The sequence below is a fragment of the Collinsella sp. CLA-AP-H1 genome (genome assembly GCF_040092945.1).
In the GTDB taxonomy this organism is placed as follows: Bacteria; Actinomycetota; Coriobacteriia; order Coriobacteriales; family Coriobacteriaceae; genus Collinsella.
In genome coordinates this window covers 19812-41894 of sequence record NZ_JBBNKO010000008.1, presented here as the reverse complement: position 1 = coordinate 41894, position 22083 = coordinate 19812, and the positions used below count along the sequence as shown (strand labels likewise).

16 protein-coding genes are annotated in these 22083 nt (G+C 61.4%); 13 read left to right on the top strand and 3 right to left on the bottom strand.

Annotated elements, in window-relative coordinates; genetic code table 11:
- Positions 1 to 32: 32 nt before the first annotated feature.
- The 8 genes from AAAV44_RS06000 to AAAV44_RS05965 all read left to right on the top strand — a co-directional run bounded on the left by AAAV44_RS06000 (position 33) and on the right by AAAV44_RS05965 (position 11452).
- Complete coding sequence (locus AAAV44_RS06000) at positions 33 to 3497, top strand: SNF2-related protein (protein ID WP_349114997.1); 3465 nt, start codon at positions 33 to 35, stop codon at positions 3495 to 3497.
- 165 nt (positions 3498 to 3662) lie between these two features.
- On the top strand, positions 3663 to 4025 hold the full coding sequence (locus AAAV44_RS05995; protein WP_055285739.1) for a desulfoferrodoxin family protein: 363 nt from the start codon (positions 3663 to 3665) through the stop codon (positions 4023 to 4025).
- 117 nt (positions 4026 to 4142) lie between these two features.
- Entirely contained in the window at positions 4143 to 6128 is a 1986-nt protein-coding gene (locus AAAV44_RS05990) for a hypothetical protein (protein ID WP_349114995.1), read from the top strand.
- A 137-nt stretch (positions 6129 to 6265) separates the two neighbouring features.
- The gene (gene ruvC, locus AAAV44_RS05985) at positions 6266 to 6787 is read left to right on the top strand and encodes a crossover junction endodeoxyribonuclease RuvC (RefSeq protein ID WP_022095142.1); all 522 of its coding nucleotides are present in this window, start codon (positions 6266 to 6268) and stop codon (positions 6785 to 6787) included.
- A complete protein-coding gene (ruvA, locus tag AAAV44_RS05980; RefSeq protein ID WP_055285743.1) occupies positions 6787 to 7407 on the top strand; it encodes a Holliday junction branch migration protein RuvA in 621 nt (206 codons plus the stop codon). Before ruvC ends, ruvA begins: the two co-directional genes overlap by 1 nt.
- Positions 7407 to 8474: a Holliday junction branch migration DNA helicase RuvB gene (ruvB, locus tag AAAV44_RS05975; RefSeq protein ID WP_117769533.1), complete on the top strand. Its 1068-nt coding sequence runs from the start codon at positions 7407 to 7409 to the stop codon at positions 8472 to 8474. Before ruvA ends, ruvB begins: the two co-directional genes overlap by 1 nt.
- 144 nt (positions 8475 to 8618) lie before the next feature.
- The gene (locus AAAV44_RS05970) at positions 8619 to 10286 is read left to right on the top strand and encodes a formate--tetrahydrofolate ligase (protein WP_260699239.1); all 1668 of its coding nucleotides are present in this window, start codon (positions 8619 to 8621) and stop codon (positions 10284 to 10286) included.
- Between the two features lie 179 nt (positions 10287 to 10465).
- Positions 10466 to 11452 carry a hypothetical protein gene (locus tag AAAV44_RS05965; protein ID WP_260699240.1) on the top strand — a complete coding sequence of 329 codons (987 nt, stop codon included), beginning with the start codon at positions 10466 to 10468 and terminating at the stop codon, positions 11450 to 11452.
- A 12-nt stretch (positions 11453 to 11464) separates the two neighbouring features.
- On the opposite strand, the gene AAAV44_RS05960 is transcribed toward AAAV44_RS05965, so the two are convergent.
- The gene (locus AAAV44_RS05960) at positions 11465 to 12646 is read right to left on the bottom strand and encodes a cation diffusion facilitator family transporter (protein ID WP_260699241.1); all 1182 of its coding nucleotides are present in this window, start codon (positions 12644 to 12646) and stop codon (positions 11465 to 11467) included.
- A gap of 218 nt (positions 12647 to 12864) precedes the next feature.
- Here AAAV44_RS05960 and AAAV44_RS05955 point away from each other — a divergent pair, with 218 nt between their 5' ends.
- Together AAAV44_RS05955 and AAAV44_RS05950 are read left to right on the top strand one after the other, a co-directional pair.
- Positions 12865 to 14202, top strand: a complete 1338-nt coding sequence (locus AAAV44_RS05955; protein WP_349114993.1) for a hypothetical protein — start codon at positions 12865 to 12867, stop codon at positions 14200 to 14202.
- A 309-nt stretch (positions 14203 to 14511) separates the two neighbouring features.
- Entirely contained in the window at positions 14512 to 14700 is a 189-nt protein-coding gene (locus AAAV44_RS05950) for a hypothetical protein (RefSeq protein WP_156327663.1), read from the top strand.
- 94 nt (positions 14701 to 14794) lie between these two features.
- Here the strand turns inward: AAAV44_RS05950 and AAAV44_RS05945 are convergent, their stop codons facing one another.
- Positions 14795 to 17290: a phosphatidylinositol-specific phospholipase C gene (locus AAAV44_RS05945; RefSeq protein ID WP_349114992.1), complete on the bottom strand. Its 2496-nt coding sequence runs from the start codon at positions 17288 to 17290 to the stop codon at positions 14795 to 14797.
- A gap of 305 nt (positions 17291 to 17595) precedes the next feature.
- Positions 17596 to 18189 (bottom strand): hypothetical protein, encoded by a 594-nt coding sequence (locus AAAV44_RS05940; protein ID WP_271757373.1) that lies wholly within the window; start codon positions 18187 to 18189, stop codon positions 17596 to 17598.
- Positions 18190 to 18649: 460 nt separating this feature from the next.
- Between AAAV44_RS05940 and AAAV44_RS05935 the strand changes: the two genes are divergently transcribed.
- From AAAV44_RS05935 to AAAV44_RS05925, 3 genes are all read left to right on the top strand, one after another.
- Positions 18650 to 19282 carry a cyclodeaminase/cyclohydrolase family protein gene (locus tag AAAV44_RS05935; RefSeq protein WP_349114990.1) on the top strand — a complete coding sequence of 211 codons (633 nt, stop codon included), beginning with the start codon at positions 18650 to 18652 and terminating at the stop codon, positions 19280 to 19282.
- Between the two features lie 2 nt (positions 19283 to 19284).
- Positions 19285 to 20139 (top strand): bifunctional 5,10-methylenetetrahydrofolate dehydrogenase/5,10-methenyltetrahydrofolate cyclohydrolase, encoded by an 855-nt coding sequence (locus AAAV44_RS05930; RefSeq protein ID WP_349114988.1) that lies wholly within the window; start codon positions 19285 to 19287, stop codon positions 20137 to 20139.
- A gap of 355 nt (positions 20140 to 20494) precedes the next feature.
- On the top strand, positions 20495 to 22018 hold the full coding sequence (locus tag AAAV44_RS05925; RefSeq protein WP_349114986.1) for a C69 family dipeptidase: 1524 nt from the start codon (positions 20495 to 20497) through the stop codon (positions 22016 to 22018).
- Positions 22019 to 22083 lie beyond the last annotated feature (65 nt).

The window sequence follows — 22083 nt, the reverse complement described above, 5'->3', positions numbered from 1 at the left end:
CGTTGCTGGTCCGCGCGAGATTGGAGGAAGTGATGGCGCAGGGGACGTTTGTGCAGGCGCTTCGCAAAGAGGCGGCGCTGAGCGGCACCTTTATGAAGGGGCGTTCGCTCATGCTCAACGGCGCCGTGCTGTCGATCGAGGACAGCGGCTCGCGCTTCTCCAAAAACGTGACGGTTGAGGGCTCGGTGCGCGGTTCGCGCGGCGACCTGTACAAGACGCACGTGGCGCTCGACATGGACGAGCACGAGGTGATCGACTACGACTGCGATTGCCCCGCCGCCTATCGTTACCCCGGTATGTGCAAGCACGCTATTGCCACGGCTCTGGCGTATTTGGATGCCAGCGGCGCCGAGCCCGTCGAAGGTTTGCGCACGCCGGTCCGCACGTTTACGGCGCAGCCGAAACAGCCTGCGCGCACCGCGCTCAAAGCGCCGGCCGTCAATCCCAACTTTCCCTTTCCGGCGCCCGTCCCCACGAGTCCCAGCCTCATGGCGGCGCTCTCCGATCTTTCGGACGCACGCATGGATGAGCTGGCGAGCATGCGCCGCAAGCTCGCTGGCAGTGTGGATCCCGATGCCCCCAAGGCGGTGTTGGAGCCCTCGTTGGTGCCGTACTACAATCCACTGTTTGCCGACCGCTTTAGCTGGGCGCTCGAGCTTCGCATTCGTTGTGGATCGGTCTCCTACGTGGTCAAGGATATCGACGGCATGGCCGACGCCTATGTCCGAGGCGGCACCTTCTCGTACGGCAAGAAGCTCACGTTTGTCCATACGCCCGAAGCCTTCGAGGACGTGTCGACAAAGCTGCTCAACCTTGTCGTGACGACAGTTGCCTATCTCGATGACATCACAAGCTCGCGTTCGGCGTCGTACGACTTTGCCCGCAGCGGTTTTGTCGCCGAGCGTCAGTTGCCGCTGTCCGAGCATAGCATCGTATATGTGCTGGACCTGTTGCGCGGTCAGACCATCTCTTTTGAGCCCGCCTGGTCGCGGGGGACGACGACGCATCGCACCTATGACGTGGCGGTTGAGATGCCTCCGGAAGGGGAGGACGAGGCTCTGTCTAAGCGCCCACCGCTCCTTGCCGCCAAAATCGCGCCGGCGGCTGGCGGCAGCTACGATCTACGCCTGCCGGCCGATGCATACTGCTTTGCTTCGGGCGACGTTGCCTATCTGGTCGACACCCGCCGTGCGCGCCGCGCCGATGTAGCGTTTGCCCAGCATGCGGCGCCGTTCCTATCGCGCTTACTGCCCTGTCGCACGCCGATCCATATCGCTGTCGACCAGGTGGGGGAGTTCTGTCGTATGGCGCTGCCCATTTTGCGCGACTACACCGACCTTACCGCGCCCGCCGTGCTCGACACCGTGGCGCCCGAGCCGAGCTTTGCCATGGCAATCGGTGTCGACGACGGGCTCGTGACCTGCAAGATTACGGTTTCCTACGGCGACTGGTCGGCAGATCTCTTTAGCCTGGGTGCTCCGGGAAGCCCCTTCGAAGAACAGCGCCCGGGCGTGCCCCCTCGCGACGAGGTGGCGGAGTTTCGCGTTATGGACACGGCGGCCCTGTATTTCGACTTTTACGAGGGCGGCCTGGCGTTTGAGGAGCGCGACGACGAGAGCCTGTTCTGCTTGCTGACCGAGGGCCTGTCTGCCCTGTCTGAGCTGGGCGAGGTCATGCTCAGCGACCGTCTACGCCAGATCTCGGTGCGCCCTGCGCCCAAGCTTTCGGTGCGTGCCACCGTCAAGAGCAACCTGCTCGATGTTGAACTGGGCGCGAGCGGTCTTTCGGCGGCAGATCTTGCCATCTACCTCGACTCCTACAAGCGCCATCAAACGTTTGCGCGCCTTACGTCCGGCGACATCATTCGCCTGGACGAGGGCGCTCGAGCCGCGTTTGGCCTCGCCGAGGACCTGGGCGTCGATGCCGTCGACCTGCTCGACGGCGTGTCGCTTTCCGCATCGAGCACCCTGTTCGTCGATAGCATGCTCGCGCGCACGCCCGCGCTCGAGGCCGATCGCGACGCTGCGTTCCGCCGTACCGTCGAGCGTCTGGACACGCTCGGCAAGATGGACTTTACGGTGCCGGTCTCGCTCAAGGCAACGATGCGCGGCTACCAGGTCGACGGCTACCAGTGGCTTGGCTCGCTCGAACACCTGGGCCTTGGCGGCATCTTGGCCGACGATATGGGCCTGGGCAAAACGCTCCAGATGATCGCGCATATCCTGGCGCGCGTGGAGGCGGGGGACACTAAACCCACGCTTGTGGTGTGTCCCGCGTCGCTTGTGTACAACTGGACCGCCGAGCTGGAGCGCTTCGCCCCGTCGCTCGATGTGTGCGCCATTGTGGGCGCCAAGGCGCAGCGCCGCGTGCAGATCGCCGGCGTGGCCGAGCATAACGTGGTCGTGACGTCGTATGACCTTATGCGGCGCGATATCGACGAGTACGTCGAGCAGGACTTTGCCCGCGTGGTGCTCGATGAGGCCCAGTACATTAAAAACCCGCTCACCCAGGTGGCGCGCGCCGCAAAGCGCCTGCCTGCCGGCGTGCGCTTTGCCCTGACGGGCACGCCCATCGAAAACCGCCTATCCGAGCTCTGGAGCATCTTCGACTTTTTGATGCCGGGCTTACTTGGCACGCGCGAGTCGTTTGCCAAGCGCTTCGAAAGCCCAGTCGAGCACGCCGAGGGCGACAGCGCCGCCCGCCTGCAGGCACTCGTGTCGCCGTTTGTGCTGCGCCGCGTCAAGGAAGACGTGGTGGCAGACCTGCCCGAGAAGATCGAGGACACTGTCATGGCGCAGCTTGCCGGCGAGCAGCGCAAGCTTTACCTGGCAAACCAGGACCGCATCGCCCAGCAGGTGCAGCACCGCGAGGCATCCGAGTTTAAGAAAGACAAGCTCAAGGTGCTTGCCGAGCTCACCAAGTTGCGCCAGATCTGCTGCGACCCGCGTCTGCACTACGAGGATTACAAGGCGGGGAGCGCCAAACTCGATACGTGCATGGAGCTCGTGCACGGCGCACTCGACGGCGGACATCGCATCCTGTTGTTCAGCCAGTTTACGGGTATGCTCGATATTATCGGTAAGCGCCTGGCCAAGGAGGACATCGCCTTCCTTAAGCTCACGGGCGCTTCGTCTAAAGAGAGCCGCGCCAAGATGGTCGCGCAGTTCCAAGCGGGCGAGGTTCCGGTCTTTTTGATTTCGCTCAAGGCGGGCGGCGTGGGCCTTAACCTGACGGCTGCCGACGTGGTCATCCACTACGACCCGTGGTGGAACGTGGCGGCGCAGGACCAAGCGACCGACCGTGCACACCGTATTGGTCAGCAACATACCGTGACCGTGTACAAGCTCATCGCCAAGGACACGATCGAGGAACGCATTATGCAGATGCAGGAGTCCAAACGCGACCTGGTCAACAGCGTGCTCGGCGGCGACGGCATCTCGTCGGCGCTGTTTACCCGCGAAGATGTTCTGGCGCTGCTGGGCGGCGACGGTCGCTAGCCGCGCGCGGGGTGGGACTGCTGGAGTGGGCAGGACGGTCGACGCATTTTGGCCCGACCGCTTGCCTGGTCCGTTATGTGTTCATTTGCAATGCCGTGGATGGTTTGTCTGCCTTTGGGCATAAGAACCATCAAGAACATTGGCACATCAGCAAAGGAGAACATCATGGCGAAATTCTTTAAGGACCCCGACGGCAAGCTCATCGCTGCCCTTGGCGACGACGTTGCGACCCCTGCCGGTTGCACGGAACTGACTGCAAACACTGAGGACGCGGCGCACGAGAAGCACGTGCCTGTTGTCGAGACCGAGCGTGACGGTCACGTGATTCGCGCACGCGTTGGCTCGGTCGAGCACCCCAGCCTGCCCGAGCACTACATTGAGTGGATCGCCCTTGAGGCCGAGGGCCGCTTAGAGGTTCATTACCTTGAACCCGGCATGAAACCCGCGACGTTTTTCGCGGGCGGCTCCAAGACCGGTACCGTCTATGCCTACTGCAACCTGCACGGGCTGTGGTCCGCGACATTCTAGGAGCGCGCCCCCGCTCGGGGTATCATAGCTAGCATATGCACATGCAAGCGCCGACTGCATTATGCGGCCGGCGCTTTTACTACGATTTCGATGGTTTACGACGGAAAGGGCTGGGCCATGAAGCTCGCGCTTGCACAGATCGATATGCGCCTGGGTGATATTGAGGGCATTTGCGGCCGCATCGAGGACCAGGCTCGTCTGGCCCACGAGCGCGGGGCGCGCGTGCTGTGCGTTCCGGCTCCGCTCTTTATGGGCGCCATGCCCGGTGGCCTGGTGGGCGCTGCCGACTTTGAGCACGACGTGCTTGCCGGTTTGACTGGTGTCGCCGAGCGTATCCAGGAGCTTGACATGATCTGCATCGTGCCCGCGGCGGTTTCGTTTGAGGGCCAGCCGCTGCTCGACTACATGATGCTCAAGGACGGTCATGTGGTGCCGGCGCGTTCGAGCATTGCCCTGCAGCGTGGCGAGAACAACGACACACGTTGGGCGCCGCCGGTGTTCGACGTGGACGGCGTGCGCATCGCCGTGATTTTTGACTTGGACCGCGAACTCGAGATGCTGCCGACCGGTGTTGACCTCATTGCGTATTTCCAATTCAACGCGTTTGACATGACCGACCGCGAGACTGCCGCCATTGCTGCCGTTCGCAGCGGCGCCTACCGCAAGATCGCATCCAAGCGCAGCGTGTGGTTTGCCTGCATGGCGCCGGTCGGTGCCTATGACGAGTCGGTGTATACTGGCGGTTCGTTTGTGCTCGACGACTGCGGTCGCGTGGTGGCCCAGGCGCCGTGCTTTGAGGAGAGCCTGCTGGTTCAGGAGATTCAGCGCGGCGTGATGCTCGATGCCCTGGAGGATCACGAACTGCCCGAGTTCCGTTCCGAGGAGTGGCTGTGGCAGGCGCTGGTGCTCGCCGTGCGCGACAACGCCCGAGCCCACGGTGCGTCGCGTGCTGTGGTGGCACTCGAGGGTGACTTGCCGTCGTCCCTGCTGGCGGCGCTGGCCGTCGACGCTCTGGGCCCGCGCAATGTGATTGGCCTGGTGCTGGGGCGCAACCGTATCTTTACGCCGGCGCAGGAAGAAGCCGAGGCTGCCCGCTGTGCCGCCGTCCGCGCCATCGCCGAGCGTCTGCACATTCGCACCGTCGAGCGCGATGCACCGGATGCGGCGCGCGTGCTCGATCGCGACGTGTCGGCGGGCGATGCCGAGCGCCTGCGCTCGCGCACGCTGGGCCTCATGCTGGAGGATACGGCGCTCGAGCTGGGTGCGATGGCGCTGAGCCCGCTGTCCAAAACCGAGTACGCGCTGGCGGCGCCGGCGCTTTGCGGCGGCTACCAGGGCGACTTTGCGCCCTTTGGCGATGTGTACCTGTCGACGCTTGAGTTTGTGGCGCGTGTGCGCAACCGCACGTCTGCCGTGGTGCCCCAAGAGCTCGTGACGCTCAACGCAGTGGAAGATTGTATGGAGCGCGTGCTGGCGCAGGCGCTCTCGACGCTCGACGGCCCGGTTGATATGCTCGACCGCGCGGCACAGCTGCTCGGCGGGCTTGAGCCGGGTGAGGTCGATGGCGCGCTCGAGGCGCACGTGGACCGCAATCGATCTTTCGACGACATCCCAATGGCCGCCGGCGAGCCCGAGGCTTGCTCGCTGCTGCTGATGCTCGTTCGACAGGGTGAGGCTTCCCGTCGCATGCTGCCGACGACGCCGATCGTCTCGGCCCGTTCGTTTGCCGAGCGTGCCTGGCCGTATATGCTCGCGTGGTCCGACCTGGGGCTTAACGGCAAGGAGCGTATGACGGTCGATTCGCTGGCGCGCGCCGAGGTGCGCCGCTTTGCCGACGAGGATACGAGCGAGCGCGTGCGAAACGAGATGATGGGCGTGCTGGGCGAGCTACTGGGTATTTCGCCCGAGCAAATGGAGGAGCTGCGCTCTGAGGACGGTCAGCGTCGTTTGCACGAGGGAATGAAAAAGTTCGAGGGCGAAGTTCAGGACGCCATCGATAGGATGATGGGCGGTCAGGGCGGCTCGCAGGGTGGGCCCCAGAGCGGACCGATGTCGCACCCGCCAGTGGATCCGAGGCAGTTCCCCTTTTTCTCGCAGAACTAATTATGGGATAGGATTCGCTCTCAACCCCGATACTTCAACTAAGCATCTTGGCCCCATTGTGTTATTCTAGAACAGACGTTCGTGAATGATGCGCGGGGCCTTGTCTTGCGCTGTGCTTGTGGCGAGGGGAGGTTGGCTTGGTTATCTTGGGCATTGACCCCGGTTTGGCTCATACGGGTTGGGGGATTATCGAGGAGCGGCGTGGCGAGGTTCGCTGCCGTGCCTATGGCTGCATCGAGACCAGTGCCGGAAGTCCGCTCGCGGTGCGCCTGTCGCATATCGCCCATGACCTTAAGGATGTCGTCGAGCGTTATCGACCCGACACGGCTGCTGTAGAGAGCATCTACTTTGGCGCCAACGTTCGCTCGGCCATCCCCACGGCGCATGCCCGCGGTGCTGCACTCGTCGCGCTTTCGGAATGCGCGCTCGAGATTGGCGAGTACACGCCCATGCAGATCAAACAGGCTGTGGTGGGCACCGGCGCCGCGGACAAGCGGCAGGTCGCCTACATGGTACGCACGCTCACACAGCTCGACCACGACCCGCATCCCGACCATGCCGCCGATGCCCTGGCCTGCGCCATCTGCCACGTAAACCTCAGCCGCACCCGCGCCCTCACCGGTGGCGAGTTCTATCAACAGAGAGGAACCGGATACTGATGATTTCCCAGCTCCACGGAACGCTTGTCGAGGCCACGATGAGCTCTGCTGTCGTCGATGTGTCGGGCGTTGGCTTTGAGCTCGGCATTTCGGGCAGCACTGCGGCCACGTTGCCGACGCCCGGTGGCGAGGTCTGCCTCTACACGCGTATGCAGGTGCGCGAGGACGCCATGACACTTTTCGGTTTTTCCTCAAAGGATGAGCGCATGATGTTCGACCGGCTCGTGTCCGTTTCGGGCGTTGGCCCGCGCCTGGCGCTTGCCGTGCTTTCCACCTATACCGTGGGGCAGCTGTATTCGCTGGTGATGGCCGAGGACGACAAGGGCATGGCCAAGGTACCCGGTGTGGGCAAAAAGACAGCTCAGCGCCTGATCCTGGAACTCAAGAGCACCTTTGCCAAGGATAAGGGCTTTGTGCCGGTCGACGTGATTCCCGGCCAGGTTGCGATGCCGGTTCCCGCCGCCGCTCCTTCGGCGATCGATGATGCCCGTGCGGCGCTCCTTTCCATGGGCTTTAGCCCGCAGGAGACCGATGTTGCCCTGAGCGGGTATGATGGGCAGAATATGCGTGTCGAGGATCTGCTCGGCGCGGCGCTTAAGCGACTCGGAATGGATGCGTGATGTGGGAAGCCGATGACTCTCAGGACCTGTGGGCGACGCCCGGCAACTCGCCGGCGGCATCCATGGCGCACGGCGAGCGCATGGTGGGCTCGGAGCTGACGGCCGAGGACCTCGATGTCGACCGCACTTTGCGCCCCCAGCGCCTGGACGATTACTGTGGTCAGGAGCACATCAAGCAGAGCCTGCGCGTGTTGATCGAAGCGGCGCAGAGCCGTGGCGAGACGCTCGACCACGTGATCTTCTCGGGTCCTCCGGGCCTGGGCAAGACCACGCTGGCCACCGTTATCGCCAACGAGCTGGGCGCTCAGATCAAGACCACGAGTGGCCCTGCCATCGCGCGCACGGGCGACCTGGCGGCCATCCTTACTAACTTGCAGCCGGGTGATGTGCTGTTTATCGACGAGATCCACCGCCTCAACCGTTCGGTCGAGGAGGTCCTGTACCCCGCGATGGAGGACTTTGCCCTCGATATCGTGATTGGCAAGGGTCCGGCGGCGCGCTCGATTCGCCTGGATATTCCCAAGTTTACGCTGGTAGCGGCAACGACCCGCTCAGGCATGTTGACCGGCCCGTTGCGCGACCGCTTTGGCATTTCGTATCGCCTGGATTACTACACGGTCGAGGAGCTCGCGCAGATTGTGACGCGCTCGGCGACTATCCTGGGCGTGACGATCGACCATCCCAGTGCACTCGAGATCGGCTCGCGTTCGCGCGGCACGCCACGTCTTGCCAATCGCCTTCTCAAGCGCGTGCGCGATTACGCACAGGTGCGTGGCAGCGGCCCTATCGAGCTCGATATCTGCCGCCAGGCGCTCGAGTTTTTCGAGATCGACGAGCTCGGTCTGGACTGGATGGATATTCGTATCTTGGAGACGCTTGCCAAGACGTTCTCCGGCCGTGCTGTAGGCCTGACGACCCTTGCCAGTGCGGTGGGCGAGGACCCGGGCACGCTCGAGGATGTCTATGAGCCCTATTTGCTGCAGTGCGGGTTGATGATTCGTACGCCGCAGGGCCGTCAGGCAACCCTTCGCACCTTTGAGCACCTGGGGATTGAACCTACCGTTTAGGGCGCTTTGTTTTGGCGGGCTGTTGGACTATCGCTGGGCATCGGGTAAACATATCGCCGTTCATCGGTTATGGGCGTTTTACTATTGCGCGCCCGTGCTATGCTGAATTGGTCTTTTTCTCATTCGGTAACGAAAGGACCGCCCATGCCTACTGACATCGAAATCGCACGTTCTGTCACGCCACTGCCTATTACCGAGGTGGCCAAGAACGCCGGCGTCGACGTTAAGCACCTTATTCCGTACGGCTTCGACAAGGCTAAGGTCGACTATTCACTGCTCAACGAGCCGACTGATCACCAGGCCAAGCTCGTCCTCGTGACCGCTATCAACCCAACGCCTGCGGGCGAGGGCAAGACCACCACGACCATCGGTCTGGCCGACGGCCTGCGTCGTCGCGGCGTCAAGAGTGCCGTGGCCCTGCGCGAACCTTCGCTCGGCCCCGTCTTTGGCGTGAAGGGCGGTGCTGCCGGCGGCGGTTGGGCTCAGGTCATCCCCATGGAGGATATCAACCTGCACTTTACCGGCGACTTCCACGCTATCGGTGCTGCCAACAACCTGCTGGCCGCCATGCTTGATAACCACATCCAGCAGGGCAATCAGCTCAGTATTGACGTTAAGCGCATCACTTGGAAGCGCGTTGTCGATATGAACGACCGTCAGCTGCGCCACGTTATCGACGGCATTGGCGGCAAGGCCCAGGGCGTGCCGCGCGAGGACGGCTTCGATATCACCGTCGCCTCCGAGGTCATGGCAATCCTGTGCCTGTCTACGAGCATCAGCGACCTCAAGGAACGCTTGGGTGAGATCGTCGTCGGCTACAGCTTTGCCGGCGAGCCCGTCCGTGCCCGAGACCTTAAGGCCCAGGGTGCCATGGCCGCGTTGCTTAAGGACGCGCTCAAGCCCAACCTGGTGCAAACGCTCGAGGGCACGCCCGCGTTTGTCCACGGCGGTCCCTTCGCCAACATTGCCCACGGCTGCAACTCTATCATGGCCACGCGTATGGCGATGCGCTTTGGCGATGTTGCCATTACCGAGGCCGGCTTCGGTGCCGATCTGGGTGCCGAGAAGTTCCTCGACATCAAGTGCCGCATGACGGGCGTTCGTCCCAGCGCCGTCGTGATCGTCGCGACCGCTCGTGCGTTGAAGTACAACGGTGGCGTCGCCAAGGCCGATCTCAACGAGGAGAACCTCGAGGCACTCAAGGCTGGCATGCCCAACCTGCTGCGTCACGTCGACAACATCCAGAACGTATATGGTCTGCCCTGCGTGGTCGCCATCAACCGCTTCCCGACGGACACCGAGGCCGAGCTTGCGCTCATCGAGTCCGAGTGCCAGAAGCTCGGCGTCAACGTTAAGCTGTCCGAGGTCTGGGCCAAGGGCGGCGAGGGCGCGCTCGAGCTTGCCGATGAGGTCATGCGTCTGATTGAGCAGCCGAGCGAGCTCAAGTTTGCCTATGAGGACGGCGCTGATGTCGCTGATGCCCTCGAGGCCGTTGCCACCAAGGTCTACCGCGCCGACGGCGTTGACTTTACGCCGGCCGCCAAGCGCCAGCTCGCCGAGCTGCGCGAGAATGGTTTTGGCAACCTGCCGGTTTGCGTCGCTAAGACGCAGTACAGCTTTAGCGACAACGCCAAGGCCCTGGGCGCTCCCGAGAACTTCCGCATCACCGTGCGTGAGCTCAAGGTTTCTGCCGGCGCCCACTTTGTGGTCGCGCTGACCGGCAGTGTTCTGACCATGCCGGGTCTGCCCAAGGTGCCCGCGGCCGAAAACATCGACGTCGACAACGACGGCAACATCACCGGCCTGTTCTAAGTCTGCTGTCCATAGCTGCTTGTCCGCCCCGCCGTGCCCACAAGGCCCGGCGGGGCTTTTTGATCCTTAGACCCGCGCATGTCTTGTAGATACCGACGGACTCTGCCCATCATAGGCTTTTGCGCGGGTAGAATGCATGGATAACTTGAGGCTCACGCGCGACGGAAAGGAATCGTTGCATGGATCAGGACAAGACAACCGTGATGGGCGGCTACGGTTCCGCGCAGGCTGGCGATAGCGTCGATGCGACCCGCGTTGTTCCCAACCCCGGTTATACCGACCCCGCCGCGACGCAGCCTTCTGCCGAGCCCACCCGGGTTATGGGCTATGGCGACACGGCGCAGGATTCTTACGCTGCATCTTCGCAAGGCCCCTATGGCAACGCAGCTCCGGATCCGTTTGATTACGCGCCGCAGGATTCTTATGCTGCCTCGACGCCGAATTCCTATGACAACCTGCCGCAGAATCCCATTCCGCAGCCTCAGCAGACGACGTATTTGCCTCGCACGGCGCAGCCTCGCTACGAGTCGCGCCAGCCGTATCGCGAGTATCCCAAATCGATTCCGCAGTATGGTGAGGACGAGGAGAAGGCACCGTCGCGTCCGTCGAGCGTGATCAAGAAAATCCTGATTGTGCTGGCGATCTTCTTTGCCTTGTCGGTCGTGTTCGCCATCGTGTCGGGCATGCTCAACAAGCGGGGCGCCACGACCGATGCCACGACCGAGCAGGCCGAGACCACCCAGTCTGCTGCCGTCGACCTGAGCGATATCCCGGGACAGTACTGGTCCAACGCCAAGAAGCTCCTCAAGTCACGCGGAGCCGACCTTTCGAACGCCGTGATCCTGACCGACGATGGCTCAACGCCCGTCATCGATTCCAACTGGGTTGTTACGAATGCCTACTATAACGACAACGGCAACCTGGAGATTCAGCTCACGCACAAGAACAGCTATGGCAACTCGTCCGGCGGCCAAAGCGGTACCGACAGCTCGAGCTCCAATACGCTGGAGGATTTGAGCAACAAGGCACAGGAGTTGGGAGACAAGGCACAAGAGCTGGGCGATACAGCCCAAAACCTCGGCGATACTGCTCAGAATCTGGGCGATATGGCTACCAATGCCTGGGACGCGCTGCAAAACGGCATCTCGGGCGCGCAGGGAAACTAGCTGTTAAGCAGGCTACAGTTGCTCGGCCGGACGGTCGGGCGAGCTAAAGCCCGAATCAAACGTGACGACGCATGAGGCATCGGGTCGGCGCTCGTGCACGATGCGCGTGACGAGCCCCAGCAGCTCCTCGTCGGATATGTCAAAGCCGTCGGGACGCACCAGGTCAAACGAAACGAACCCGTCGTGCTCGTGCAGGTCGTGGATGGAGAGCGCGGGATCGATCTGCATGACGCCGCGCTTGACCCAGCCGCGCAAGTCATCGCCGGTTGTCGCGATGGGGTCGCAGTGCAGCGTGATACCAATGCCCATCTGGCGCTTGATGTCGTGCTCGATGGTGTCCAGAATCTCGTGGTGCTCAAACGCGTCGCCCTCGCCGGGCATCTCCACGTGGGCGCTGGCAAACTGACGACCGGGGCCGTAGTCGTGCACCATGAGGTCGTGTGTGCCCAAGACCTGCGGATAGGACATGATCTTGTCGCGGATTGCCTGGACGAGCTTGGGGTCGGGCGCTTGCCCCAGCAACGGGCTGATGGCGTCGCGCACCAGGCCCAGGCCGCTGATGCAGATGAAGATGCCCACACCCAGGCCTGCCCAGCCATCGAGATCAAAGCCGGTCGTCTGCGAAATAAGCGCCGCCACCAAGACCGAGCCCGAGGTGATGACGTCGTTTTTGGAGTCCTGCGCCGTGGCGATGAGCGTTTCGGAGTCGATGCGATCGCCCAGCGTGCGGTTGAACGCTGCCATCCAGAATTTGACGAGCATGGACAGAACAAGGGCAGCCATGGAGAGCGCCGAATACACGGTGGGCGAGGGCTTGATGATCTTGGTGACCGACTCGAGGATTAGGTTGATGCCGACGGCACAAACCAGGACGGCGACAAACAGACCAGCCAGGTACTCGTAGCGGCCGTGGCCGTAAGGGTGGCCCTCGTCTGCCGGGCGGCTGGCAAGGCGGAACCCGAGCAGGCTCACGATGTTGCTCGAGGCATCGGAGAGGTTGTTGAAAGCGTCGGCGATGAGGGAGACGGAACCGGCGAGCAGGCCCGCGATGCCCTTGGCCAGGCACAGGGTGATGTTGAGGCCAATGCAGATGAGGCTTGCGGCAAAACCCGCGTTGGTGCGGCAAGATGCATCGACCGGCTCGTCCTCGCCGCCGGGAACAAGCGTATGTACCAGCCGATTTACAAATAGCATAGCGGTCGTCCTCACAATCATGTTTAAGGGGATAGTGTAGCTCGCGCGGGGGCGCCGTGCACCGATGCTCAGAAAATGCAGCAATAGTCTGCCGGTGCTAACGAGCGAGCCTTCTCGTCTGCCTGGGTGGTCCATTTTGGGCCACATGGGTATGGGCATGTGCCTGTTTGCTCGACATACTTAATGCCGACAGCCCCTGTGCAAAGGAGGACGTTTCCATGGACGAGATGTTTGCCATTAAATGTCAAAACTGCGGCGGCCCTATGTACACACACCAAGCTAAGCGCAGCTTTGAGTGCGCTTATTGCGGTGCGGTCATTCCGTGGCAGGCGGACGCCGGAGAGCCCAAGAGCGCTTTGGGCATTCGCCATACGCCGTTGACGGTGGTGGATGGACTGCTCAAACTCACGCATGTGTCGCAACTCGAGCGCCCGGAGGACCCGGACTGGTATTTCTTCAACGCGCACTGGCGCAATCAGTCGGTCCTGGAACATCTGCTGTGGGAGGATCGCGGCACGGCGCAAGAGTTCCAAGAGGTCACGCATGTGAGCATTCCTTGCCCCTTCTGCGGAGCGTCCTTTGAGGGCGAGTCAACGCAGCGCGTGTTTGAGTGCCCGTCCTGCGGCAACAAGATCGGCATTGCCGACCTGCTCAAGCCCGGTACCTTCAGCAAGCGTCTGACCATGGGCGTAGGTGCGGAGTATGTGCCGGAGCAGGGCATTCCCTGCGAAATCTCGCCGCAGCAGGCACGTGCCAACGCACTGCAGCTGGTGCGCCAGCATGCGGAAGCCTTTGCCGGGCACGACGTGGAAGATGCGATCCAAAACGACATGATGCTCTTCTATTTCCCCATGGCGCTGGCGGACCTGCGCATGATGGCGAGCTTCCCGGGCAAGGGCCTGAGCAAGGAAACCCTGGTGTACTACGAGGTGCTCGACTGGGCGTATCCGAGGGCAAACTATCTGGATGTTCGACTTATGGGCATTTTGGAGCCGTGGGACTATGCCAAGGTTGGGCCGTTTGACCCTGCCATGCAGGAAGGCGACTTCCGCGTCGTCTCCGTCGATGCGTCTACCAAGGACCAGGTGGTCATTGATAAGTTGGCGCTCGACATTGCGGGCAACGACGCCGAGGCTGTACTGGGGCTCAATAAAAAGAGCATCCGCACCTGGGCGCGCAAGGCTCGCAAACACAAGGACGGTTTGGTGATGGTGCCGGTGTACTTTGTCGACCGTCCGGCGACGGATGGCCGCGATGGCGAGCAGGTGCGCATCGCCGTGAACGGCCAGACGGGTCGTGCGGCAGCGGTAGTGTTTAGCGACAAGCGCGAGACGCATATCGTGGCGCCGCTCAACCCGAGCCTGCATCTGTCCGGCGAGAGCACCGTGCACGCCACGCCCGTCGAGGTCAAATACGTTAAATCGCCGTTCCTGTACCAGATCGTGCGCCGTGGAGGCGGCGAGCAACCGCGCCAGGTTGCAGCCGCCGTCGAGGGTTCCTACCGAGAGGAGAAGCCCAAACGTCGCGGCCTGCTGGGTGCGCTATTTGGGAAGTAGGGGAGCGGTGCCGGTTGGCGCTGCGATGCGATAGTTAGAGGAACGGGGCAGTCCGCAGAAGTGCGGACTGCCCCGTTTTTGTGTTGCGGGGAAGTACTGGGCACTTCATTAAAGGTCTTCGCACGGACTCGAATTTCAATGTCGCCTAGCGCCTTCGTGCAGGATTCCCGAAGTGACCAAAATGTGGCCATAGAGGCAGTTTTAGCGAACCCCGCGGGAGTGACACGCATGGATAACAACACTTTGCTGTTCTAGGACAAAGGTTCGGGTAGGTTTAAAGACGTTAAGATCTACCCCAATCGTATCGAGGTGCTCAAGAAGGGCACTTTTGGTGGCAAGCACACCGAGATTGTCTATCTTAAGGACATCACGGGGGTCAACAGGATCAAGGGCCGCGACGTTTTTCTGCGCAATCGACTGTTGACCGCTTGCGTCTTTAGCCTGAGTAGCCGTGCGAAGGCCCAGGAATTTGTGAACGCGCTGAACATGGTGATGTAGCCGATAGCGGCGTTCGGGCCAAGGTAAAAATCGGGGGCACAGAACGGTGTTCTGCGCCCCCGATTGAGTCGATGTGTCTAAAAGGCCGGCTTGCCTATTCGCTAGCGCCTTCGCTGTCTTCGCGGTCACTGGCAAGCATTGTTGCACCTGCGACCGTTGTCGCCATGGCGGCAGCGGCGAGCCCGGCGGCAATGCCGGAGCCGTCGCCCGTGTCGGCGAGTTTTCCGCCCGAGCCCTTGCCCTTGTTGCCCTTACCATTCTTATCAGCGCTGCCTGCGCTGGAACCCGTGCCGCTGCCGGTGCCGCCTGCACTGTCCGAGGCCGCTACGGTAAAGTTTGCGGCTCCGTCGCTGGCGAGCGTGTAGTTCTGCGCCGCGTCGCCCAAGAGACCGTTCACGCGCACCCAGTACGTTCCTGCGGCAAATGTTTCGCCCTCGGCCATTGCTGTGCCCGGAGCGCCGTTCGCGTCGTGCACAAACTCGAGCTGGGCCGTGCAGGCATCGGTTTCGAGCTTGCCCTCGAGTGATGCCGCAATCTTGGCGCGCACGTCTTCGCCGGCCTTAAGGCCTTCGAGTCCCTCAAAATGGGGCGTCAGCGCGAGCGGATCGATATCGATGGGCACGAAGCCCTGCAGTCCTGTAGCGGTCTCGTTGCCCAGGGCGTCGACATCCACGTATTCGATGGCAAACGCGCTGCCAGAAGCGGCCACGTTGAGTGCGTTGCTGCTGTTAACGAGGCGGAAACGGCCCTCGCCAACGGTCTTGCCATCCTGGAATGAGGCATCGCTCAGCGAGTCGCCGTACGTCATGCGCATGCGGGTCGGGAGATAGTACGGGAGATAGTACGAAGCCGTCTGCTTGTGCTCCGTATCGTAATTGCGCTGATAGATGCTCCGGGCCAGCGCCGCATCAACAAAGTCGGATGCGATGATGCCAATGTGCTTGAGGTAATCTGACTTTGTATCCTCAATGCCGCTGGGATTGATGTACGGGCTCTTATACAGATGCTCGTTGACTACTCGTGCCGAGGTAAAAGGATTGCCTCCGTGCGACAAGCCCGTGCAGCTGGTGTAGTTGATAGACCAGCAACGCTCCAGGACTTTCTCCTTGGCCCCGTTATCGTCCTCGACATCTACCTCGTTGCGCGTGCGCCCGGACGTTTCCTTCAGCGCATTATCGACCCAGCTGAGCTTGTCGGTTCCCGTGAGTTTGTACTTGTCCTGGGCGTATACCTTGGTGCAATAGGGCTCTTTGTCGCCTGTTTCCCTCGCGGCTTCAAAGCCCCGCGCGTCTTGGACGAGACACATAGTGGCGCTGTCGGAGTGAGCCTTGATCTTGTCATCCCATTCGGTGAGGTCGAGTCCCCACGTGTGGCCGCTTACGCTGTCGCCGTCGAGTCCAAATCGACGTAGCAGGACGATCTTTCCGCGCACCTCGCCCAGTGTGGGAACGCGGCTCGACGTATAGAACAGTTTGGGGTTGTCGTCCAAAACCTTGGCGAAAGCCGTCGTAACACTGTCATCGGTAGCCTCGTCGTTGCCGCGCGATGCGAGCATGATAAGCGCTTCTCTCGGGTTTTCGCTCAAAAACGTTTTAAAGTACCCGATGACATCGGAGAGATGCAGATAGTCCCCGTCTTTTTTGAATAGGTAGAAATCCCCGTGGCAGATGCCAGGGTTGTCGCCCTTTCCGAGCCGGATATCAAAATAGCGAATGCCTTCGAGCAACTGCGTGGGAATGTAATCCTGCTGGCATTTTACTTGCGAGGATTGGGGCTCAGTGTCGTTGTCCACGCTGCAGGTGCCCGAATCGTGCGTGCCCGGGATGCTCAGCTCGTCGAGGAACTTGTTGTCCTCGACGTATTTCATCCAACATGGTCCGTCGACGTAGCTGCTGTACGTAATCCAGTCGAGGCTGCTAACCGTGGCATCGTTCTTTTTCATGTCGTAACCGATAAGTTCGAGCTCCCACGGAATGCTCTTACTCTTACTCTTATGACAGATCTTATTGTTGTCCTGGTCTTCGCCGTTCGATTCTATTGCCAGGTACTTAATGTCTTTTTTCTCGGTTTCTTTCTCGACCGTGCGGTCTCGGATGATATAGGTTCCGTTTGATTGACGCTCGAACGCAAAAGAGCGGCTGGGCTTGCCGTCATGCTCGCCACTCCATACGTGGATGACCTTTCCGTCTTTGTCCGAGTCGCCATCGACCGACCAAATGCTGTAGCCCGTCTTTTTATGCTCTTCGAAATTGAGCAAGGTGCGGATAGCATACCAGTTTGTATCGTCATTCTTGGTCGTTACGTTCTCAAGGATGAGCTTGCTGGATGTGCCGTCATTAAACAGATGGCAGACGTTGCCGATGACGTTGCCGTCTTCGTTAACGCTTGCGGTACGAAAATAGCCCGCGGGGCGAAGGCGAATGACGAAATTGTTGAGGCTGACCGACGCTGTGGCAGCGTCGTCTGCAAATGCCGCTCGTGGGCCAATGCCCAATGCCGCGGTTTCGGGCAGGCTTGCAAGTGGCGACAACGCCGCGAGTCCAAGGCCCAACGTAAATGCTCGGCGGCTGATGGCGTGGTGTTCGGTCATAACTTCTCCATTCGTAGAGTGCGGTTATGCGATAGTTTTGGTCACTATACTGCTCAGATGTTTAAAGATGCTGGTTTAATTGTCTGCGCGGCGCAATAAATCGGCGGGCGGACGTGTTGGGGTGCTTGTCGTTTTCGTACTGTTGCTACATTTGGAGCGGTTCCGGCGTCCGGCATCCTCGCGTTCGTTGGCTACCGGCATAAGAAAGGGAGGGTCGGTTTACCGGCCCTCCCTGGGTACGAAGCGCTGGGGTACCGCCGCTTGTTAGCACTGCGCCCGTGTTTCCCGCTGCGCTCGCCAGTCGTTTAGCGCTTGATCTCGATATCCTCGAGCTTGACGTCCATGGCCTCGGTCTTTGCCTTGGCGATGTCGTCGGCAAACTCCAGTGACTTCATCATGGTCTCGACGGCGTCCTTGTGCTCCTCGACGTTGTCGATGCGCACATACACGCTGCCACCGTCAACGTCGGTGAAGTACTCGGTCGTCACGCCGCCCGAGTGCGTAAAGTAGGCGTTGCGCCAGGTCTTGCCGTTGTACTTAACGGGATCGCTCTCGGTCCATCCGGAGTTGGCCTTCCACTTTGCCTCGTAGTCGAACAGTTCATCGGCGTTCTTGTCAGAGTCGAAGACGGGGATGAAGCGATCGCTGGCGTGCTCGCTCTCGGTGAACTTAAACTGGGCCCTGTCGGCGGTGTCGCCTGCGACGTCGGTGATCTCGACGCCCTCGGGGACCTCGACCTTAAACCAAATGAAGTCGGTCCTCATATCCACGGCTGGCTTTTCTGCTCCACCGCCACCGCCACTTCCGGTAGCGCCGCCGCTGCCACCGCAGCCCACCAGGGCAACTGCGGCAAAGAGGCTTATGCAGAGGGTGAGAATCGCAAAGGCCTTCTTTTTCATGGTCGTGTCCTCCTCGATCTGTAATCGTCCATGGATTACCTGCCTTTACTGTACGCGTGGACGGCTCGCTAGGGTGGGCCATGTGTCCCATTCTGGGGGCTGGAATTGCGCCGACAAGTGGCAATATGTGCGGTCGCAAAAGAGGGGAGGGCCGATGCTGTCGGCCCTCCCCGGGGTGAGGTGCCCGTTGATTTAATGGGGCGCGCGTGCGTGGGCGTTGCCCCAACAGGTTCCTTGTTTATAGATATGCCTCAGTTTTTGACGTCCGGAAGTCTCGAAAGGTGGGCCATGTGTCCCATGTTTGCGGTGCCGACGCCTATCGTTCGTCATAGAAATCCGCGATGGCCAGGTGCGCTGACGCTCATGTACTTATGGGCTAGACTTAGCACCATTATGTGATTGATGCGGTCGGTCGGCGGTTGCCACCCGACCGATGTGTATGACTTGAAGGTGCGTGCGTATGAGCCAAGAGATGATGGATAAAACATGTCGAGAGTTTGCCGAGGCGCTTGCCGCACGCGAGCCGGTTCCCGGCGGCGGTAGCGCGAGCGCCTTTGTAGGTGCACTGGGCGCCTCGCTTTGCGGGATGGTTGCTCGCTATGGGGCGACAAACCCTGCGCTTGCCGATCGCGCAGACGATCTGACGCGCGCGTTTGCCCAGGCGGATGAGTTGGCGCAGGAACTTGTGGGTCTGGTCGCCGAGGACGTTCGTGCCTACGGGCAGGTGTCCACGGCGTACGGTATTCCGCGTGACGATCCGGCTCGAGCGACCGCGATTCAGGATGCGCTGCATGTGGCCGCTATGCCGCCGTATCGCATTATGGATGCCTGCGGGCGTGCGCTGGCGCTGCTCGAGGACATGGCCGACAAGGGTTCGCGTCAGCTGCTGTCCGATGTGGCGTGCGGCGCCGTGTTCTGCCGTGCCGCTATGCAGGGCGCGAGCTTGACGCTCTTTGCGAACACCACGTCTATGAAAGATCGCGTTCGTGCTGAGGAGCTTGAGGCGGCGTGCGATGAGCTGCTGGATACGTGGCTGCCGCGCGCCGATGCGCTGGCGCGCCGTGCCGCCGATGCCGCCAGGAAGAGGGGATAGCCATGGCAGAGCTGCTGAAGGGTGCTCCCGTTGCCCGTGCTTTGACCGAGGAGCTCGCTGCTCGCTGCGCCGCACTGCGCGAACAGGGCATCGTCCCGACGCTGGCCATTGTCCGTGTAGGCGAGCGCGAGGACGACCTGTCCTACGAGCGCGGTGCCCTCAAGCGCTGCGAGAAGGTCGGCATCGAGGTTCGCCGCGTCTTGCTTCCTGCCGATGTTTCGCAGGACGAGCTGTTGGCGGCCATCGAGGACATCAATGCCGACCCCGCTGTTCATGGCTGCCTGATGTTTCGTCCGTTGCCCGTTGGGCTTGACGAGAACGCCGTCGCCGCAGCGCTCGATCCTGCCAAGGATGTTGACTCCATGACGCCGGCCTCGCTGCTTACCACGCTTTCGGGGCGTGGCGAGGGCTTTGCCCCCTGCACAGCGGAGGCTGTGCTGGCGTTGCTGGACCATTACGGCGTTGAGCCGGATGGGGCCAAGGTCGCGGTCGTTGGTCGGTCGCTGGTGATTGGCCGTCCCGTTGCCGCCATGCTTACGGCTCGCAATGCCACAGTGACGACGTGCCATACGCATACACGCGATCTTGCTGCCGAGTGCCGTTCTGCCGATATCGTTGTTGCGGCCGTTGGACGCGCGAGCACGATTGGCGCGGATGCCGTTCGCGAGGGCCAGACGATCATTGATGTTGGCATTAACTGGGACGAGGCCGCTGGCAAGCTGGTCGGGGACATCAATTTTGATGCTGCGGAGCCGGTCGTTAACGCCATCACGCCCGTGCCGGGCGGCGTGGGGGCTGTGACCACCGCGATTCTCGCCAAACACGTGATTGAGGCGGCGGAGCGCGCATCGAAATAGGCGTTTTGGGCTGTTTGAGGGGGTTAGCTATATACCACGTGGTCAAACAATGCCAAATATGAGTACTGTTGCCAAGATAGTCACATATGTCTTACGTCTTTTTGGCTTCCTAACGGTATCCATTATCGTTAGGAAGCCTATTTTATTGAACTTATGGGGAATAACGTTGTCTTGCTTTTGGGCAAATGGGGATTTTCGGCACTCGTTACAGGGAAATTTGCTGCCACTAAATTGGTGACAGTACTCATATTTGGCATTTTTTGACCACGGGGGCTGCCGAGGCCGTGGTTTCGCCCTTTCTGCGCCGAAGCGATACACTGTTGCCGTTTGATTTCTTCGCTCAAGGAGGATGCGCATGCCGTGCACAACGATTTTGGTTGGTAAGAACGCGAGCTACGACGGGTCGACGCTGGTCGCCCGCAACGAGGACTCGTCCAACGGGGCGTTTGAGCCCAAACGTATGCGCGTTGTGCATCCCGACGATCAGCCGCGCGTCTACACGAGCGTCCTGAGCCACCTGACCATTGAGCTGCCCGACAACCCCATGCGCTACACGAGCGTTCCCGACGTCATTCCCGGCCACGGCATCTGGGCCGAGGCCGGTTTCAACGAGCTCAACGTTGGTATGTCCGCAACCGAGACGCTCACCACCAACGAGCGCGTTCGCGGCGCCGATCCGCTTGTGGACTACGTGCCCGCCAAGGGCAACGAGGGTGAGGACGGCTATGTGCCGGCGCAGCCCGGTGGCTTGGGCGAGGAGGACATGGTGACCCTGGTGCTGCCGTATGCCAAGTCCGCCCGCGACGGCGTGCGTATTCTGGGCGAGCTGCTCGAGCGCTACGGCACCTACGAGAACAACGGCATCGCCTTTAGCGACGTGGACGAGATCTGGTGGCTCGAGACCATCGGCGGTCACCACTGGATCGCCAGGCGCGTGCCTGACGACGCCTATGTGACCATGCCCAACCAGCTGGGCATCGACAGCTTTGACCTGGACGACGCCGAGGGCGACCAGGCCGACCACATGTGCTCCGCCGACCTGCGCGCCTGGATGGCCGAGTGGCATCTGGACCTGACGCTGGGCGTCGAGGGCGACGGCCCGGCGACGGTCTTTAACCCGCGCGAGGCCTTTGGCTCGCACAGCGACAGCGACCACGTCTACAACACGCCGCGCGCCTGGTACATGCAGCGCTGCCTCAACCCCAGCGATGTGTGGGACGGCCCCGACGCCGACTACACGCCCGAGAGCGACGATATCCCCTGGAGCCGCGTGCCCGAGCGCAAGGTGACCATCGAGGACATCAAGTACGTGCTTTCGAGCCACTACCAGGGCACGGAGTACGACTGTTACGGCAGCAAGGGTACACCCGCCACACGCGGCGCCTATCGTCCTATCGGCATCAATCGCAACAGTCAGCTCGCCGTGCTGCAGCTGCGCCCCTATGCGCAGCCGGCGTATCGCGCCGTGCAGTGGATGGCGTTTGGCTCCAACTCGTTTAACGCGCTCGTCCCGCTGTATGCCAACGTCGAGACCATGCCCGAGTACTATGCCGACACCCAGGCGCGCGTGACGTCCGAGAATTTCTATTGGGCAAATCGCCTGATCGGTGCCTTGGCCGATGTTCGCTTCCATGAGTGCGGTCGCGCCGTCGAGGATTATCAGGAGAAGGTCGGTGGCATGGGCCACAAGCAGATCCATGACGTCGACGCTGCCGTAGCCGCTCTGCCCGAGGTCGAGGTGCCTGCCGAGCTTGCACGCGCCAACGAGGCCTTTACCGAGCGTGTTCGCGTGGAGACCGATGCCCTGCTGGGCAAGGTGCTCTACACCACGAGCTGCGCCATGAAGAACTCTTTCGCGATGAACGACAACGTGAGGTAGGGATTTCCCGTCGATCGAATAGCGCTAAAACGCTTTGTCGCTTTCGCTCAATCTTGGGTACAAGA

Bases quoted from the DNA above. Each gene is read 5' to 3' on its own strand.
- AAAV44_RS06000 (WP_349114997.1), top strand. From the start codon at position 33: ATGGCGCAGGGGACGTTTGTGCAGGCGCTTCGCAAAGAGGCGGCGCTG.
- AAAV44_RS05995 (WP_055285739.1), top strand. From the start codon at position 3,663: ATGGCGAAATTCTTTAAGGACCCCGACGGCAAGCTCATCGCTGCCCTT.
- AAAV44_RS05990 (WP_349114995.1), top strand. From the start codon at position 4,143: ATGAAGCTCGCGCTTGCACAGATCGATATGCGCCTGGGTGATATTGAG.
- ruvA (WP_055285743.1), top strand. From the start codon at position 6,787: ATGATTTCCCAGCTCCACGGAACGCTTGTCGAGGCCACGATGAGCTCT.
- ruvB (WP_117769533.1), top strand. From the start codon at position 7,407: ATGTGGGAAGCCGATGACTCTCAGGACCTGTGGGCGACGCCCGGCAAC.
- AAAV44_RS05970 (WP_260699239.1), top strand. From the start codon at position 8,619: ATGCCTACTGACATCGAAATCGCACGTTCTGTCACGCCACTGCCTATT.
- AAAV44_RS05965 (WP_260699240.1), top strand. From the start codon at position 10,466: ATGGATCAGGACAAGACAACCGTGATGGGCGGCTACGGTTCCGCGCAG.
- AAAV44_RS05960 (WP_260699241.1), bottom strand. From the start codon at position 12,646: ATGCTATTTGTAAATCGGCTGGTACATACGCTTGTTCCCGGCGGCGAG.
- AAAV44_RS05955 (WP_349114993.1), top strand. From the start codon at position 12,865: ATGGACGAGATGTTTGCCATTAAATGTCAAAACTGCGGCGGCCCTATG.
- AAAV44_RS05945 (WP_349114992.1), bottom strand. From the start codon at position 17,290: ATGACCGAACACCACGCCATCAGCCGCCGAGCATTTACGTTGGGCCTT.
- AAAV44_RS05940 (WP_271757373.1), bottom strand. From the start codon at position 18,189: ATGAAAAAGAAGGCCTTTGCGATTCTCACCCTCTGCATAAGCCTCTTT.
- AAAV44_RS05935 (WP_349114990.1), top strand. From the start codon at position 18,650: ATGAGCCAAGAGATGATGGATAAAACATGTCGAGAGTTTGCCGAGGCG.
- AAAV44_RS05930 (WP_349114988.1), top strand. From the start codon at position 19,285: ATGGCAGAGCTGCTGAAGGGTGCTCCCGTTGCCCGTGCTTTGACCGAG.
- AAAV44_RS05925 (WP_349114986.1), top strand. From the start codon at position 20,495: ATGCCGTGCACAACGATTTTGGTTGGTAAGAACGCGAGCTACGACGGG.